Below are 16,622 nucleotides of genomic sequence, written 5' to 3' on the forward strand. Positions count from 1 at the left end.
CCGTGTGCCAGGCCGGAACAGCCCGGCAGGAATACCGGTGTCGTACCGGGAAACGCTCACCCGGCACGACACAGGTTCAACCGCCTCAGAGCATCGAACGGCCTTTGTTGGCCGCGATACGCATGCGCAGGGCATTGAGCTTGATGAAGCCGGCCGCATCGGCCTGATTGTAGGCACCGCCGTCCTCTTCGAACGTGGCGATGTTGGCATCGAACAGCGAGTCGTCCGACTTGCGCCCCACCACGATGATGTTGCCCTTGTACAGTTTCAGGCGGACCACGCCGTTGACGCTGGTCTGGGAAGCATCGATCATCTGCTGGAGCATCAGGCGCTCCGGGCTCCACCAGTAGCCGGTGTAGATCAGGCTGGCGTACTTGGGCATCAGCTCGTCTTTCAGGTGAGCCACTTCGCGGTCCAGGGTGATCGACTCGATGGCGCGATGCGCCTTGAGCATGATGCTGCCGCCTGGGGTTTCGTAGCAGCCACGCGACTTCATGCCGACGTAGCGGTTCTCGACGATGTCCAGTCGACCGATGCCATTGGCGCCGCCGATGCGGTTGAGCTCGGCCAGAACGGTCGCAGGGCTCATCTCGACGCCGTCGATGGCCACGATGTCGCCATTGCGGTAGGTCAGCTCGAGGTAGGTCGCCTGGTCAGGTGCGTTCTCGGGCGAGACGCTCCAGCGCCACATGTCTTCTTCGTGCTCGGTCCAGGTGTCTTCCAGCACGCCGCCTTCATAGGAGATGTGCAGCAGGTTGGCGTCCATCGAGTAGGGCGATTTCTTCTTGCCGTGGCGCTCGATCGGGATGCCGTGCTTCTCGGCGTAGTCCATCAGCTTCTCGCGCGACAGCAGGTCCCACTCGCGCCACGGTGCGATGACCTTGACGCCGGGCTTGAGGGCATAGGCACCCAGCTCGAAGCGGACCTGGTCGTTGCCCTTGCCGGTGGCGCCATGGGAAATGGCGTCAGCGCCGGTTTCGTTGGCGATCTCGATCAGGCGCTTGGCGATCAGCGGACGGGCGATCGAGGTGCCGAGCAGGTACTCGCCCTCGTAGACGGTGTTGGCACGGAACATCGGGAAGACGAAGTCACGCACGAATTCTTCGCGCAGATCGTCGATGTAGATTTCCTTGACGCCCATCGCCTGCGCCTTGGCACGTGCGGGCTCGACTTCCTCGCCCTGGCCCAGGTCGGCGGTGAAAGTCACCACTTCGCAGTCATAGGTGTCTTGCAGCCACTTGAGAATCACCGAAGTATCGAGGCCGCCGGAATACGCCAGTACGACCTTTTTTACGTCCGCCATGCCATCACTCCACGGGGTTGTGCGAAAAGCCCACGATTCTACCGGGCTTGGCTCAAGATTTACAGTGGGGCGACAGCTTGTGACGGCCAGGCGACACGTTTTTGCGAAGCGTGACGCATTCGGCCCTCAGGGTTTGGGCGGCGCTGCGGCCGGCGCAGGTGTACCGGATGCCGGTGCGGGTGCCGGCGCAGGCGCTGCCGTCGGCGCCTGAGGCGCCGCGGAGGCGGCAGGCTCGCTGACCGGGGTGGCGGCCTGGAGCGGCGCACCGCGCTCCAACTGAATGCTGACGCGACGGTTGCGCGCCCGATTGGCCGCCTTGTCGTTACGCGCCAAGGGGTAGCGCTCACCATGGAAACGGACGGTGATCTGCGCCTCGGTGATGCCATGGGCCTTGAAGTAGTCCGCCACGGCCAAGGCACGCCGACGGGACAGCTCGCGATTGGTCAGGCGGTTGCCGCTGTTGTCGGAGTGCCCATCGAGCTCGATGCGATTGACGCTCGGATCGGCCTTCATGTAATCGAGCAGCACATCCAGGCGCGCCTTGGCGGCAGCGTCCAGGTCCGTCCCCTCACGGGCAGGGAAGCCGACCTGGGTCTGGCGGATCTGGTCGTAGTTCATCGGCAGCAGGCGGCTGGCACATGCCTGGTAATCGGCATAGGCCTTGGCGAAACTGACCGGCAGTACGCGCACCTCCATCGTCCGGCCACCCTCCCCGGCACGGTTGCGCACGACCGTGCTGCGCCCGTCGAGCAGGCCGTTGATCAAGCGACTGGTCTGGCCCTGGGAGGCGCTGAAGAGCACGCCCGTGCGGGCCAGGCGCACGCTGCCCAGGTCGATGTCGTCACGCCCGGGCTGCCAGGGCGCAGCGGCCGCCAGCAAGGTCGCAGGCCCTGCACCCAGAGCGTTGCCGGCCGAGCGCAGCTGAAAGGTCGCCGCCTCCCCGGCACGCCGCACGAACTCGCCACTGCCGAAACCGTTCACAGGCTGGATCAGCCGACATTCGAAGACGTCGCCTTCGACCGTCCACGCAATGTTCTCCATGCGCGTCTGGAACGTCAGCGCCATCGCCGGCAGGCTGGCAAACATACTGAACAGGGCAAGGTAACGCTGGCGCACGGCGGGCTCCACGGATGATCACGGCTTACCTCACGGTATCGGTCACCCTGCGGCAAACTTGATAGCCCGTGCCCGAGAAGGGCTTTTCCGGTAGCATTGCGCCTTGAGTTCGACCCGCCTGGAATCCCCAATGTCCGATCGCCTGACCCTCCTGCGTCCCGATGACTGGCATATTCACCTGCGCGATGGCGCGGTGTTGCCGCATACCGTCGGCGACGTGGCGCGCACCTTCGCCCGCGCCATCATCATGCCCAACCTGGTCCCGCCCGTGCGCACCGCCTCCGAGGCCGGCGCCTACCGCGAGCGCATCCTGGCAGCCCGACCGGCTGGCAGCCGCTTCGAGCCGCTGATGGTGCTGTACCTCACCGACCGGACCACCGCGCAGGACATCGCCGAGGCGAAGGCCAGCGGCCTGGTGTACGCCGCCAAGCTGTACCCGGCAGGCGCGACCACCAATTCCGATTCCGGCGTCACCCTGATCGACAACGTCTTCCCGGCGCTGGAGGCGCTGGCCGAGGCCGGTCTGCCGCTGCTGGTGCACGGTGAGGTGACGCGCGCGGAGATCGACGTGTTCGACCGCGAGAAGCGCTTCATCGACGAGCACCTGCGCCGTGTGGTCGAACGCTTCCCGACCCTCAAGGTGGTCTTCGAGCACATCACCACCGCCGATGCTGCGCAGTTCGTCACCGAAGCGCCCGACAACGTCGGCGCGACCATCACCGCGCAGCACCTGCTGTACAACCGCAACCACATGCTGGTGGGCGGTATCCGTCCGCACTTCTACTGCCTGCCGATCCTCAAGCGCAACACCCATCAGGAGGCGTTGCTCGACGCGGCCACGGGCGGCAACCGCAAGTTCTTCCTGGGCACCGATTCGGCACCCCACGCCCGTCATGCCAAAGAGTCGGCGTGCGGCTGCGCCGGCTGCTACACCGCCTACGCGGCGATCGAGCTGTATGCCGAGGCCTTCGAGGGCCGCAACGCACTGGACAAGCTGGAAGGTTTCGCCAGCCTGCATGGCCCGGCCTTCTATGGCCTGCCTGCCAATACCGACACCATCACCCTGGTCCGCGATGCCTGGACCGCACCCGAGAGCCTGCCCTTCGGCGAGCAGACGGTGATACCGCTACGCGCTGGCGAAACGCTGCGCTGGCGCCTGCTGGAGGACCACGCGTGAGCGACGATCTGTACGACGAAGACCAGGACGGTCAATCGGCCAACCTGCGCCACCCCATGGCCGAACGTTTCCGCGGCTACCTGCCGGTGGTCGTGGACGTCGAGACGGGCGGCTTCAACAGCGCCACCGACGCCCTGCTGGAGATCGCCGCGGTCACCATCGGCATGGACGAGAAGGGCTTCCTGTTCCCGGAGCACACCTACTTCCATCGGGTCGAGCCGTTCGCCGGCGCCAACATCGAGCAGGCCGCGCTGGAGTTCACCGGCATCAAGCTCGACCACCCGCTGCGCATGGCCGTCAGCGAGGAGACCGCACTGACCGACATCTTCCGGGGCGTGCGCAAGGCCTTGAAGGCCAATGGCTGCAAGCGCGCCATCCTGGTCGGGCACAACAGCAGCTTCGACCTGGGCTTCCTCAACGCTGCCGTGGCACGGGGGGACCTCAAGCGCAATCCGTTCCACCCGTTCTCCAGCTTCGACACGGCCACCCTGGCCGGCTTGGCGTACGGGCAGACGGTGCTGGCGCGGGCCTGCCAGAGCGCCGACATCGACTTCGATGGCCGCGAGGCCCACTCGGCCCGTTACGACACGGAAAAGACCGCCGAGCTGTTCTGCGCCATCGTCAATCGCTGGAAGGACATGGGCGGCTGGCGTCACTTCGACGACTGAGCCCCCTGACAGCACAAGGCCGCCCGGGTCTTCACCTGGACGGCCTCGAGCGCCGGCGTATCGAACGCCGGCGGCTTGTCGACCAGGCCCGCAGGCCCGGCCCCGGCGCTTACAGTTTGCCGGCGTTCTCGCTCAGGTACGCCGCGACCCCTTCAGGCGAGGCCGTCATGCCCTTGTCGCCCTTCTTCCAGTTGGCAGGGCAGACTTCGCCGTGCTCTTCGTGGAACTGCAGGGCATCGACCAGACGCAGCAGCTCGTCCATGTTGCGACCCAGCGGCAGGTCGTTGATGATCTGCGAGCGCACCATGCCGTTCTGGTCGATCAGGAACGCGCCACGGAAGGCCACGCCGCCTTCGGACTCGACGTCGTAGGCCTTGCAGATCTCGTGGGAGATGTCGGCCGCCAGGGTGTACTTGACCTGGCCGATACCGCCCTTCTCGACCGGCGTGTTGCGCCAGGCGTTGTGGGTGAAGTGGGAGTCGATGGACACGCCGATCACTTCCACGCCACGCGCCTGGAACTCGGGCATGCGGTTGTCCAGGGCGATCAGCTCCGAGGGGCAGACGAAGGTGAAGTCCAGCGGGTAGAAGAAGACCAGGCCGTACTTGCCCTTGATGGCCGAAGCCAGGTTGAAGCTGTCGACGATTTCGCCCGTGCCCAGCACGGCAGCGACGGTGAAGTCCGGGGCTTGTTTACCAACGAGTACGCTCATTGTTCATCTCCTGATAGATAGGCGTCATGCATGGCCCGTGCAGCCAGGCCGCACGGTTCGCAAGGGGCGCCCATCATACATGGCATCCCTCGACAGGCCGACCCTGACCGTCGGTCAGGACGATCAAACGTCTCGACCAAGTGTTTTGACAAGCATTCTCATTACCATTACTCTCCTGACCATCCAGCCGCCACTGACGATGGGCCGACTATGTACGTGTGTCTTTGTGTAGGTGTCACCGACGGACAGATCCGCGACGCGATCTATGAAGGATGCTGCAGCTACAAGGAGGTGCGCGCTGCCACGAACGTGGGCACCCAGTGCGGCAAATGTGCCTGCCTGGCCAAGGAGGTAGTGCGCGATACCCTCGCCGACCTGCACGTCGGTCAGCAAGCCGCCCTGCCCTACCCGGTCGAATTTACAGCCGCATGAATCATCGATTTCCAGAGAACCAGGCCACGGCCTGGTTTTTTTATGCCTTCAATTCAAGCAGTTAGTCGCCAGACGCAGTTTGAAAACATTCTTATTCTTATTGATTTTCATAGACTATTCAATTACTTAAGTTTGACACTTGTCGGGCGCCGCCGCACACTTCAGCGCAGTGCACTTATTCAATGGCAGGCATCCGACATGAAAGGCGACATCAGCGTTATCCAGCACCTCAACAAAATCCTCGGAAACGAGCTGGTCGCGATCAACCAATACTTCCTGCATGCGCGCATGTACGAAGACTGGGGCCTGCATGCGATTGGCAAGCACGAGTACAAGGCTTCGATCCATGCGATGAAATACGCGGACACGCTGATCAAGCGCATCCTGTTCCTCGAAGGCATCCCCAACGTGCAGGACCTGGGCAAGCTGCTGATCGGCGAGCATACCCGCGAGATGATCGAATGCGACCTGCGCATCGAACACAAGGGCCTGCTCGACCTCAAGGCCGCCATTGCCCACTGCGAGACGGCGGGCGACTTCGGCAGCCGTGATCACCTCGAAGACATTCTCGAAGGCAAGGAAGAACAGATCGACTGGCTGGAAACCCAACTGGGGCTGATCGACAAGATCAGTATCGAGAACTACATGCAGTCGCAGATGGGCGAAGAGTAAGCGCGCCCGCGGCTTCACGCCTCTGCCTGCGTGAAGCCCGTAGCACCTTCGCGCCGGGCTGGCTTCACAGGGGAACCGTCCCATGTGCACGCCAGCACCCGCGCGATGTGCATGGAGCGGTCATCGACGAAGCCTTGCGCCCGTCGTGACCTTCACCGACGCGCCGCCCCGCAGGGCGACGCTCGGGTGCATCAGGCTTCGGAAGCCTTGGCCTTGGCCGCCGCGTCCTTGATCAAGGTCTGCAGCTCACCTTTCTCGTACATTTCCAGCAGGATGTCGCTACCGCCGACCAGCTCGCCGCCGACCCACAGCTGCGGGAACGTCGGCCAGTTGGCGTACTTGGGCAGGTTGGCGCGGATTTCAGGATTCTGCAGGATATCGACATAGGCGAACTTCTCGCCGCATCCCATCACTGCCTGCGACGCGCGAGCGGAAAAACCACACTGCGGCGCGTTCGGCGAGCCTTTCATGTAAAGCAGAACGGTATTGTTGGCAATCTGCTCTTTGATTGTTTCGATGATATCCATGGAGCACCTCGGCTTAACTTTCCGACACGATCGCCGGCACGGTAGCGCAGTGTAACGGAAAGCCCAGGGACTTGTCCGGTCGGCTGGCGCGCTGGGCGCCTCTGGCGTCGCGCTCGTCGGTCGAAGGACGACGGCCGACGCTCCGTGGGCGACAGGGGTTTGCCAAGCCCGTCAGGGACCGTGTACAAACGGGTCTGGCCTGGACGTCGCAGGAGGCGCACTTGGCTGGACACGCCTTGTGACAGCCTTGCATCATGCCCTCTTGGTTTCAGGCGACATTTAATTATAGTATTGCGCCCTTCCCATTCTCGTCGCTTGGTGCGGCATACGCCGCAGGTCACACCCGTTGTCGTTCGAAAACGCCGGAACTGACCTGCATTCGTTGCAGATAAGGTAGTCACTCATGAACGCTAGGCACTTCCTCTCCCTGATGGACCTCACCGCTGACGAACTGCTCGGCGTGATCCGTCGTGGCATCGAGCTGAAGGCCCTGCGCCAGCGCGGCGTGGTGTTCGAACCGTTGAAGAACCGCGTGCTGGGCATGATCTTCGAGAAATCGTCCACGCGCACGCGGGTGTCGTTCGAAGCCGGCATGATCCAGCTCGGCGGCCAGGCCATCTTCCTCTCGCCGCGTGACACGCAGCTGGGCCGTGGCGAGCCGATCGCCGACAGCGCCATCGTCATGTCGAGCATGCTCGACGCCGTGATGATCCGGACCTTCGCCCATGCCACCCTGACCGAGTTCGCCGCCCACTCCCGCGTACCGGTCATCAACGGCCTGTCCGACGACCTGCACCCTTGCCAGTTGCTGGCCGACATGCAGACGTTCGTCGAACACCGCGGCTCGATCCAGGGCAAGACGGTGGCCTGGATCGGCGATGGCAACAACATGTGCAACAGCTACGTGGAGGCGGCCCGGCAGTTCGACTTCCAGCTGCGCATCGCCTGCCCCGAAGGCTACGAGCCCGACCCGCGCTTCCTGACCGAGGCGGGCGATCGGGTACAGGTCCTGCGCGACCCGCGCGAGGCCGTGGAGGGCGCACACCTGGTCAGCACCGATGTCTGGACTTCCATGGGGCAGGAGGAGGAAACTGCACGGCGCCTGGCGCACTTCGCGCCTTACCAAGTCAACAAGGCGTTACTCGACCTGGCGGCACCCGATGCCCTGTTCATGCATTGCCTGCCTGCCCACCGTGGCGAGGAAATCAGCCTGGACCTGCTCGACGACCCCCGTTCGGTCGCCTGGGCACAGGCCGAAAACCGCTTGCATGCACAGAAGGCGCTCCTCGAATTCCTGGTAGAACCGGCATATCACCACGCATGAGCCCTTCCCTACTGCTGTCGTTGCGCGATCTCGCCTGCGGCTACGGCGACCAGCGCGTCGTCCAGAACCTCAACCTGCACCTCAACGCAGGCGACATCGGTTGCCTGCTCGGGTCCTCGGGCTGCGGCAAGACCACCACCCTGCGCGCGATCGCAGGCTTCGAGCCGGTGCATGCCGGCGAGATTCGCCTGGCGGGCGAGGTCATCTCCCGGGCCGGGTTCACCCTCGCTCCCGAGAAGCGTCGCATCGGCATGGTGTTCCAGGACTATGCGCTGTTTCCGCACCTGACCGTGGCGCAGAACATCGCCTTCGGCATCGGCAAGCACCCGCAACAGCGTCGCGTGATCGACGAGATGCTCGAACTGGTCAAGCTCGACGGCCTGGGCGAGCGCTACCCGCACGAGCTGTCCGGCGGGCAGCAGCAGCGTGTGGCACTGGCGCGCGCGCTGGCGCCGGAGCCTCAGCTGCTCCTGCTCGACGAGCCGTTCTCCAACCTCGACGTCGAGCTGCGCCGACGCCTGAGCCATGAAGTGCGCGACATCCTGAAGAGCCGTGGCACCAGCGCCATCCTGGTGACCCACGATCAGGAGGAAGCCTTCGCGGTCAGCGACCACGTCGGTGTGTTCAAGGCCGGTCGCCTGGAACAGTGGGACACGCCCTACAACCTCTACCACGAGCCGCAGACGCCGTTCGTGGCCAGCTTCATCGGCCAGGGCTATTTCATCCGCGGCCAACTGACCAGCCACGAATCGGTCAGCACCGAACTGGGCGAGCTGCGTGGCAATCGGGCCTACAGCATGGCGCCCGGTAGCGCCGTCGACGTGCTGTTGCGTCCCGACGACATCGTTCATGCACCGGACAGCCCCTTGCGTCCGCGCATCGTCGGCAAGAGTTTTCTCGGCGCCTCGACCCTGTATCGCCTGCAACTGTCGACCGGCAGCCAGCTCGAGGCGATCTTCCCCAGCCACGTGGACCATCAGGTCGGCGAAGACGTGGGCGTGGCCGTCGAGGCGGATCACCTGGTGGTGTTCCCGGCGCAAGGCAGTGTCCCTGCGCAACTGCCCAGCGCGCAAGCCGGCGTTCGGCGCTACAGCGCCCCGCACTGACCGGCCGGAGGGCGGCAGCCTCGCTGTCGCCCTCTAGCCTCGCCCGATGTCGGCGAATTTAGCCTGGGTCAGCGTCGACAAGGCCTCGGCGGTCAGTTCGACTTCCAGACCACGCCGCCCGGCGCTGACATGCACGGTCGCCAGGCCCTGCGCAGACGCGTCGATGAAGGTCCGCAAGCGCTTCTTCTGTCCCAGCGGGCTGATCCCTCCGACCAGATAGCCCGTCGAGCGCTGCGCCAGCGCGGGGTCGGCCATCTCGCATTTCTTCACCTCGGCCGCCTGGGCCAGGCCCTTGAGGTCCAGGGTTCCCGTCACCGGCACCACGGCCACCAGCAATTCGCCCTTTTCGGTACAGGCCAGCAAGGTCTTGAACACCTGCCGCGCGTCCAGACCGAGTTTCTCGGCGGCCTCCAGCCCGTACGAGGCCGCCTTCGGATCGTGGGCATAGCTATGAACACGGTGGTCGACGCGGGCTTTCTTGAGCAAGGCCAAGGCGGGTGTCATGGGCAGTTCCGAGCAGGGGCGATCAATGCCCACTGTAGGCCAAAACCCTGGTCCGGGCCAGGTCATGCCCTCTTGGCTTGTGCTCGTCGACAAGACGACGCGCAGAAGACCGGTCACGAAATGGCCGACCGTTCGGTTTCGACCTTTGACATTAGTATTTCTTGTCTATATTTTTTCGTTTCTGAAGAAACCCTGCTTCATCAGGGTGCATCCCGATTCAAACGCCCAGCTTCAGTGCGGATCGAAGCGGGCCTTGCTGTCGAGCGCAGCCGCGCCTAACAACAACAAGAACGAGGTCATACATGACGAACACCGCTCCTACCCTTCGGGCTCAGTGCCTGGCCGAATTTCTCGGTACAGCCCTGCTCATCTTCTTCGGCACCGGTTGCGTGGCCGCCATGAAAGTCGCCGGTGCCGGCTTCGGGCTCTGGGAAATCAGCATCGTCTGGGGCATCGGCGTGAGCATGGGCATCTACCTGACCGCCGGCATTTCCGGCGCCCACCTGAACCCGGCCGTCAGCATCGCACTGTGGCTGTTCGCCGGTTTCGAGCGACGCAAGGTGCCGTTCTACATCCTCGCCCAGGTGCTTGGCGCCTTCTGCTCGGCCGCCCTGGTGTACACCTTGTACAGCAACCTGTTTTTCGATTTCGAACAAAGCCATGGTCTGGTGCGCGGCAGCGTCGAGAGCCTCGAGCTGGCGTCGATCTTCTCCACCTATCCCAACGCTGCCCTGGGCATCGGTCAGGCCTTCCTGGTCGAGGTGGTCATCACGGCCATTCTGATGGGGGTGATCATGGCCTTGACCGATGACAACAACGGGTTGCGCCGGGGGCCGATGGCGCCGCTGCTGATCGGCCTGCTGATCGCGGTGATCGGCAGCGCCATGGGCCCGCTGACGGGCTTCGCCATGAACCCGGCACGGGACTTCGGCCCCAAGCTGATGACGTTCCTGGCCGGCTGGGGTGAAGTGAGCCTGACCGGCGGCCGCGACATTCCCTACTTCCTGGTACCGATCGTCGCGCCGATCCTGGGTGCCTGCCTGGGGGCAGCGGCCTACCGTGGCATGATTGCGCGCCACTTGCCGAGCGTGGCCCACGACCCGGTGCAGGCCGATGCGGCCCGTGTGAACACCCCCGTTTCCTGAGCGCCGGCTGCGAACCTCCCGCGAGCCCAGCCGCCTCTCCCTTTTTTTGCAAGGTCACCGACATGACAGACAGCCTCGACAAACAGTACATCATCGCCCTGGACCAGGGCACGACCAGTTCGCGAGCCATCATTTTCGACCGTGACGCCAACGTGGTCTGCACCTCCCAGCGCGAGTTCGCCCAGCACTACCCCCAGGCGGGCTGGGTCGAGCACGACCCGATGGAAATCTTCGCCACCCAGAGCGCCACCATGGTCGAAGCGTTGGCCCAGGCCAACATCAGCCATGCCCAGGTGGCGGCGCTGGGGATCACCAACCAGCGTGAAACCACCGTGGTCTGGGATCGGGAAACCGGCCGGCCGGTGTACAATGCCATCGTCTGGCAATGCCGACGCAGCACCGGCATCTGCGAGCAACTCAAGCTCGACGGACACGAGGACTACATCCGCCAGACCACGGGTCTGGTCATCGACCCCTACTTCTCCGGCACCAAGCTCAAGTGGATCCTGGACAACGTGGAGGGCGTGCGCGAGCGCGCCGAGCGCGGCGAGCTGATGTTCGGTACCGTCGATACCTGGCTGATCTGGAAATTCTCCGGTGGCAAGATCCACGTCACCGACTACACCAATGCCTCGCGCACCTTGATGTTCAACATCCATACCCTGACCTGGGACGCGAAGATGCTGGACCTGCTCGGCATTCCGGCGAGCCTGCTGCCAGAGGTCCGCAGCTCCTCGGAAGTCTATGGCCACACCAAGAGCGGCATCGCCATCGCCGGTATCGCCGGTGACCAGCAGTCGGCCCTGTTCGGGCAGATGTGCGTGGAGCCTGGCCAGGCCAAGAACACCTACGGCACCGGCTGCTTCCTGCTGATGAACACCGGCAGCGAGCCGGTGAGCTCGTCCCATGGCCTGCTGACCACCATCGCCTGCGGTCCGCGTGGCGAAGTGGCCTACGCCCTGGAAGGCGCGGTCTTCAACGGCGGGTCGACCGTGCAATGGCTGCGTGACGAACTGAAGATCGTCAACGATGCGCTCGACACCGAATACTTCGCCAGCAAGGTCAAGGACAGCAATGGCGTGTACCTGGTCCCTGCCTTCACCGGCCTGGGCGCCCCCTACTGGGACCCCTACGCACGTGGCGCGCTGTTCGGCCTGACCCGTGGCGTGAAGGTCGATCACATCATTCGCGCAGCGCTGGAGTCGATCGCCTATCAGACCCGTGACGTGCTCGACGCCATGCAGCAGGACTGCGGTCAACGCCTCAGCGAACTGCGCGTGGATGGCGGTGCAGTGGCCAACAACTTCCTCATGCAGTTCCAGGCCGACATCCTCGGCACCTGCGTCGAGCGCCCGCAAATGCGCGAGACCACCGCACTGGGTGCCGCCTACTTGGCAGGCCTGGCCTGCGGCTTCTGGAGCGGGCTGGACGAACTGCGCGGCAAGGCCGTGATCGAACGCGAGTTCACGCCACGCCTGGAAGAAGCCGAGAAAGAAAAGCTCTATGCGGGCTGGAAGAAAGCCATCGAGCGTACCCGCGACTGGGAGGCCTGACAGCGGCGAGCGGCCTGGGATGAGCCCTGTCAGCGGCTCATCCTGTCGAGGACGCGGCAGGCTGGGGTCGCCCCTGTGGCCCCGCCCAGCCATGCGCTTGCTCGACGCTGCTCGACAGCCCCTTCCACCTTCCAGCTCGTCGCCTGCAGCTCACCGCTTCGCTCCCTGCCGCTAACCGCTCGCTCCCTGCCGCTTTCAGCTTGCAGCTCACGCCCGCCAGCTTGTACCGTCTGGGGCTTTGCCGGCCGCTTGAAGGAAGCCCATGAACCTGCCCCCCCGACAACAACAGATCCTCGAGCTGGTACGCGAGCGCGGCTACGTCAGCATCGAGGAAATGGCGCAGCTGTTCGTCATGACCCCGCAAACCATTCGCCGTGACATCAATCAACTGGCCGAGGCCAACCTGCTGCGTCGCTACCACGGGGGCGCCGCCTACGACTCGAGCATCGAGAACACCGCCTACGCCATGCGCGCCGACCAGATGCGCGACGAAAAACAACGCATCGCCGAAGCCGTCGCCCGGCAGATCCCCGATCATGCCTCGCTGTTCATCAACATCGGCACCACCACGGAATTCATCGCCCGCGCCCTGCTCAACCACGAACACCTGAAGATCATCACCAACAACCTGCACGTGGCTTCCATCCTCAGTGCCAAGGACGATTTCGACGTGCTGGTCGCCGGTGGCAAGGTCCGTCGCGATGGCGGGGTGGTGGGACAGGCGAGCGTCGACTTCATCGATCAGTTCAAGGTCGACTTCGCCGTGGTCGGGATCAGCGGCATCGACGAAGACGGCAGCCTGCTCGATTTCGACTACCAGGAAGTGCGTGTATCGCAATCGATCATCACCAATGCCCGCCAGGTGATCCTGGCCGCCGACTCGAGCAAGTTCGGGCGCAACGCCATGGTCAGGCTGGGGTCGATCAGCCTGGTCGATTGCCTGGTGACCGATCGCACGCCCTCGCCTGCCCTGGCCGAGCTGCTCGGCCAGCACAAGGTACGTCTCGAAGTGGTGTGAGGACAGGCGAGCAGGGTGCGCAAGCGAGTGGCGCGCTGAACATGTGGCTCTGCAGCCCCACATCCACGTTCATTCTGTAGGAGTCCGCCCGCCGCCTTGGCGCCGCGCTGTCGCGCAGAGAACATGTCGATAGCTGGCATGGCTCAGAGGCTTTATCTCTGATCGATTTCTAGGGCCGCTTTGCGGCCCATCGCGGCACAGGGGCCGCTCCTACACCCGTAGCCCCACCGCGGGGTTGCAGGCTATCGCGGTGACCTGTGGGAGCGGCCCCTGTGCCGCGATTGGGCCCGCAGGGCCCACAAAAATCTGAAATTATTTACTGTTAAATCGAAAATTTATTTTATGTTCTGAGAGTGGGCTTGCCACGCCACTCGAGGCCGCTCAACCCTGGAAAGGGTCTGACACGCTGCCTTCACGCCTCTCCAATGTTCGCAAATGTTCGAACCGTCACCTCCATCTATTTTTTCTATGGCAATCACCCTGGTGAAGCCGCCGTTATTGCGCTAGTATTTTCGCAAACGAACATTGATGTTCGCATTCGCTGCGAACGATCATCAGGAGGCCTCGCCGTGTCCCATCCCGCTTCTTCCCAGACAACGCTCGACGACTGCTACGATCTGGCCGTGATCGGAGGCGGGATCAATGGTGTGGGCATCGCTGCCGACGCCGCGGGCCGTGGGCTCAAGGTGTTCCTGTGCGAAAAGGACGACCTGGCCAGCCACACCTCGTCGGCCAGCAGCAAGCTGATCCACGGTGGCCTGCGCTACCTGGAGCACTACGAGTTTCGCCTGGTACGCGAAGCCCTGGCCGAGCGTGAAGTCCTGCTCGCCAAGGCGCCGCACATCGTCAAGCCGATGCGGTTCGTGCTGCCTCACCGCCCTCACCTGCGTCCGACATGGATGATCCGTGCCGGCCTGTTCCTCTATGACCACCTGGGCAAGCGCAAGCGCCTGGGTGCCTCGCGCAGCCTGCGCTTCGGTCCGGACAGTGCGCTCAAGCCAGCCATCACGCACGGTTTCGAATACGCCGACTGCTGGGTGGACGATGCCCGCCTGGTCGCCCTCAATGCCATGAGCGCGCGTGAGCACGGTGCCGACATCCGCACCCGTACACGCTGTCTGGGCGCCAAGCGTGTGGGCAACCTGTGGCACGTGGAGATCCAGAACGCCGACGGCACCTCGCAGACACTGCGCGCGCGCGCGTTGGTCAATGCCGGTGGCCCGTGGGTGTCGAGCTTCATCAAGGATGATCTGCACCTGGATGCGCCTTACGGCATTCGTCTGATCCAGGGCAGCCACCTGATCGTGCCTCGCCTGTACGAAGGCGAGCATGCGCACATCCTGCAGAACGAAGACCAGCGCATCGTCTTCGCCATACCGTACCTGGATCGCTTCACCCTGATCGGCACCACCGACCGTGAATACACCGGCGACCCGGCCAAGGTGCGCATCACCGACGAGGAAACCGACTACATCCTCAAGGTGGTCAACGCCCACTTCAAGCGCCAGGTCAGCCGCGACGACATCCTGCACACGTACTCGGGCGTACGCCCGCTGTGCAACGACGAGTCCGACAACCCCTCCGCCGTGACACGCGACTACACCCTGGCCCTGTCCGCATCGGCCGGCCAGGCACCGCTGCTCTCGGTCTTCGGTGGCAAGCTCACCACCTACCGCAAGCTGGCCGAGTCGGCGATGGCCGAACTCAAGCCGTTCTTCAGCCAGATGCGGGGCAGCTGGACCGCTACCGCACCCCTGCCTGGTGGCGAAGACATGCAGACCCCTGCGCAGCTGGCCCAGGCGTTGGTGGCCCGCCATACCTGGTTGCCGAACGAGATCGCCCAGCGCTGGGCCGTCACTTATGGCAGCCGCGCCTGGCGTCTGCTGGAAGGTGCCCAGGGGCTCAAGGACCTAGGGCAGCCGCTTGGGGCTGGCCTCTACACTCGGGAAGTGGACTACCTGCGTCACGACGAGTGGGCCGTGGAGGCCGAGGACATCCTGTGGCGCCGCACCAAATTGGGTCTGTTCCTCTCGGCCACCGAGCAGCAGGCCTTGCGGGACTACCTGGCACGGACCCGCACGCCAGAGGCCGCCTGACAGGTGACAGGTGTGGGGCACGGCGCACCTTTGCGGTGCAGCGCTGTAGCGTTTCGACCCACTGTCCCTGAGCGACGATGAGCGCCACCACGATGCCCGTTCGGTTTTCCGAACGGGCATTTTGCGTATAGTCGGAGACCCGGACGAGGAGTGGCCTTTTGCCCCCTATCCATTGGATTAATCCCTCTTGTTTCCAAGCCTTTATGCCAGGCACAGTGGTTTGGCACGACTCATGCTCTACACTGCTTACCCGAACGCGACGCCACTGGCTGGCGTTCGTTGAACGAAAGAATCCGCCAACGGCTTCATAAGAAAAACAACGTCGAGGAATTATTGATGCGTATCGTTCGTCATTTGCTGGGTGCCGCCATTGCCGCTTCCCTGATCGCCTCCCCGGTCATGGCCGATGAGCTCACCGGCACCCTGAAGAAGATCAAGGATTCGGGCACCATCACCCTGGGGCACCGCGACTCCTCCATCCCGTTCTCCTACCTGGCCGGCAAGCCAGAGCCCGTCGGCTACTCCCATGACATCCAGCTGGCCGTTGTCGAGGCCCTCAAGAAGCAGCTCGATGCACCTGACTTGAAAGTGCGCTACAACCTCGTCACTTCGCAGACCCGTATCCCGCTGGTGCAGAACGGCACCGTCGACCTGGAATGCGGCTCCACCACCAACAACGTCGAGCGCCAGCAACAGGTCGGCTTCTCGGTCGGCATCTTCGAAGTCGGTACCCGCCTGCTGGTCAAGGCCAAGGACGGGCAGCCCTCCTACAAGGACTTCGAGGACCTGAAGGGCAAGAACGTGGTGACCACCGCTGGCACCACCTCCGAGCGGCTGCTCAAGGCGATGAATGCCGACAAGCAGATGGGCATGAACGTGATCTCCGCCAAGGACCATGGCGAGTCGTTCAACATGCTCGAAAGCGGTCGCGCCGTCGCCTTCATGATGGACGACGCCCTGCTGGCCGGCGAGATGGCCAAGGCGCGCAAGCCGTCGGACTGGGTCATCACCGGTACGCCGCAGTCCTATGAAATCTACGGCTGCATGGTGCGCAAGGGCGACGAACCGTTCAAGAAAGCGGTCGACGATGCCATCGTCGGTTACTTCAAGTCGGGTGAAGTCAACAAGAGCTACGACAAGTGGTTCCAGCAGCCAATCCCGCCGAAGGGTCTGAACCTGAACTTCCCGATGAGCGACGAGCTCAAGAAACTGATCGCCGAGCCGACCGACAAGGCCGCGGACGAGAAGCAGTCCTGACCTGACCCGCGG

The 16,622-nt window shown here is 63.8% G+C and carries 16 protein-coding genes; 11 read left to right on the forward strand and 5 right to left on the reverse strand.

What is annotated here, in order from left to right; all coding sequences use genetic code 11:
- Positions 1-85: 85 nt before the first annotated feature.
- Together G7Z99_RS05320 and G7Z99_RS05325 are read right to left on the reverse strand one after the other, a co-directional pair.
- Entirely contained in the window at positions 86-1,303 is a 1,218-nt protein-coding gene (locus tag G7Z99_RS05320) for an argininosuccinate synthase (RefSeq protein WP_181092542.1), read from the reverse strand.
- A 126-nt stretch (positions 1,304-1,429) separates the two neighbouring features.
- A complete protein-coding gene (locus tag G7Z99_RS05325) occupies positions 1,430-2,419 on the reverse strand; it encodes a flagellar protein MotY (protein WP_181092543.1) in 990 nt (329 codons plus the stop codon).
- A 130-nt stretch (positions 2,420-2,549) separates the two neighbouring features.
- Here G7Z99_RS05325 and pyrC point away from each other — a divergent pair, with 130 nt between their 5' ends.
- Complete coding sequence (pyrC, locus tag G7Z99_RS05330) at positions 2,550-3,596, forward strand: dihydroorotase (RefSeq protein ID WP_181092544.1); 1,047 nt, start codon at positions 2,550-2,552, stop codon at positions 3,594-3,596.
- Positions 3,597-3,652: 56 nt separating this feature from the next.
- Positions 3,653-4,264, forward strand: a complete 612-nt coding sequence (gene rnt, locus G7Z99_RS05335; protein WP_219854087.1) for a ribonuclease T — start codon at positions 3,653-3,655, stop codon at positions 4,262-4,264.
- Between the two features lie 109 nt (positions 4,265-4,373).
- Here rnt and G7Z99_RS05340 read toward each other — a convergent pair whose 3' ends face one another.
- Entirely contained in the window at positions 4,374-4,976 is a 603-nt protein-coding gene (locus tag G7Z99_RS05340; RefSeq protein ID WP_181092545.1) for a peroxiredoxin, read from the reverse strand.
- Positions 4,977-5,186: 210 nt separating this feature from the next.
- Between G7Z99_RS05340 and G7Z99_RS05345 the strand changes: the two genes are divergently transcribed.
- On the forward strand, positions 5,187-5,408 hold the full coding sequence (locus tag G7Z99_RS05345) for a bacterioferritin-associated ferredoxin (protein ID WP_181092546.1): 222 nt from the start codon (positions 5,187-5,189) through the stop codon (positions 5,406-5,408).
- 198 nt (positions 5,409-5,606) lie between these two features.
- A complete protein-coding gene (bfr, locus tag G7Z99_RS05350; protein WP_181092547.1) occupies positions 5,607-6,080 on the forward strand; it encodes a bacterioferritin in 474 nt (157 codons plus the stop codon).
- A gap of 191 nt (positions 6,081-6,271) precedes the next feature.
- Here bfr and grxD read toward each other — a convergent pair whose 3' ends face one another.
- On the reverse strand, positions 6,272-6,607 hold the full coding sequence (grxD, locus tag G7Z99_RS05355; protein ID WP_181092548.1) for a Grx4 family monothiol glutaredoxin: 336 nt from the start codon (positions 6,605-6,607) through the stop codon (positions 6,272-6,274).
- Between the two features lie 403 nt (positions 6,608-7,010).
- Between grxD and argF the strand changes: the two genes are divergently transcribed.
- Complete coding sequence (argF, locus tag G7Z99_RS05360) at positions 7,011-7,931, forward strand: ornithine carbamoyltransferase (protein WP_181092549.1); 921 nt, start codon at positions 7,011-7,013, stop codon at positions 7,929-7,931.
- Complete coding sequence (locus G7Z99_RS05365; protein ID WP_181092550.1) at positions 7,928-9,037, forward strand: ABC transporter ATP-binding protein; 1,110 nt, start codon at positions 7,928-7,930, stop codon at positions 9,035-9,037. The genes argF and G7Z99_RS05365 overlap by 4 nt, the downstream gene beginning before the upstream one ends.
- Positions 9,038-9,070: 33 nt before the next feature.
- Here the strand turns inward: G7Z99_RS05365 and ybaK are convergent, their stop codons facing one another.
- The gene (gene ybaK, locus G7Z99_RS05370; protein ID WP_181092551.1) at positions 9,071-9,541 is read right to left on the reverse strand and encodes a Cys-tRNA(Pro) deacylase; all 471 of its coding nucleotides are present in this window, start codon (positions 9,539-9,541) and stop codon (positions 9,071-9,073) included.
- Between the two features lie 302 nt (positions 9,542-9,843).
- On the opposite strand from ybaK, the gene G7Z99_RS05375 reads away from it, so the two are divergent.
- The 5 genes from G7Z99_RS05375 (at position 9,844) to G7Z99_RS05395 (ending at position 16,610) form a co-directional block, all read left to right on the forward strand.
- A complete protein-coding gene (locus tag G7Z99_RS05375; protein ID WP_181092552.1) occupies positions 9,844-10,686 on the forward strand; it encodes an MIP/aquaporin family protein in 843 nt (280 codons plus the stop codon).
- Positions 10,687-10,748: 62 nt separating this feature from the next.
- Complete coding sequence (gene glpK, locus G7Z99_RS05380; RefSeq protein ID WP_181092553.1) at positions 10,749-12,239, forward strand: glycerol kinase GlpK; 1,491 nt, start codon at positions 10,749-10,751, stop codon at positions 12,237-12,239.
- A gap of 262 nt (positions 12,240-12,501) precedes the next feature.
- Positions 12,502-13,257, forward strand: coding sequence for a DeoR/GlpR family transcriptional regulator (locus G7Z99_RS05385; RefSeq protein ID WP_181092554.1), 756 nt, complete (start codon positions 12,502-12,504; stop codon positions 13,255-13,257).
- Positions 13,258-13,826: 569 nt separating this feature from the next.
- Positions 13,827-15,353: a glycerol-3-phosphate dehydrogenase gene (gene glpD, locus G7Z99_RS05390; RefSeq protein ID WP_181092555.1), complete on the forward strand. Its 1,527-nt coding sequence runs from the start codon at positions 13,827-13,829 to the stop codon at positions 15,351-15,353.
- 336 nt (positions 15,354-15,689) lie between these two features.
- A complete protein-coding gene (locus G7Z99_RS05395; RefSeq protein WP_181092556.1) occupies positions 15,690-16,610 on the forward strand; it encodes a glutamate/aspartate ABC transporter substrate-binding protein in 921 nt (306 codons plus the stop codon).
- The last annotated feature ends 12 nt before the right edge of the window (positions 16,611-16,622 follow it).

It is taken from the genome of Pseudomonas entomophila (assembly GCF_013523165.1).
Classification (GTDB): Bacteria; Pseudomonadota; Gammaproteobacteria; order Pseudomonadales; family Pseudomonadaceae; genus Aquipseudomonas; species Aquipseudomonas entomophila_A.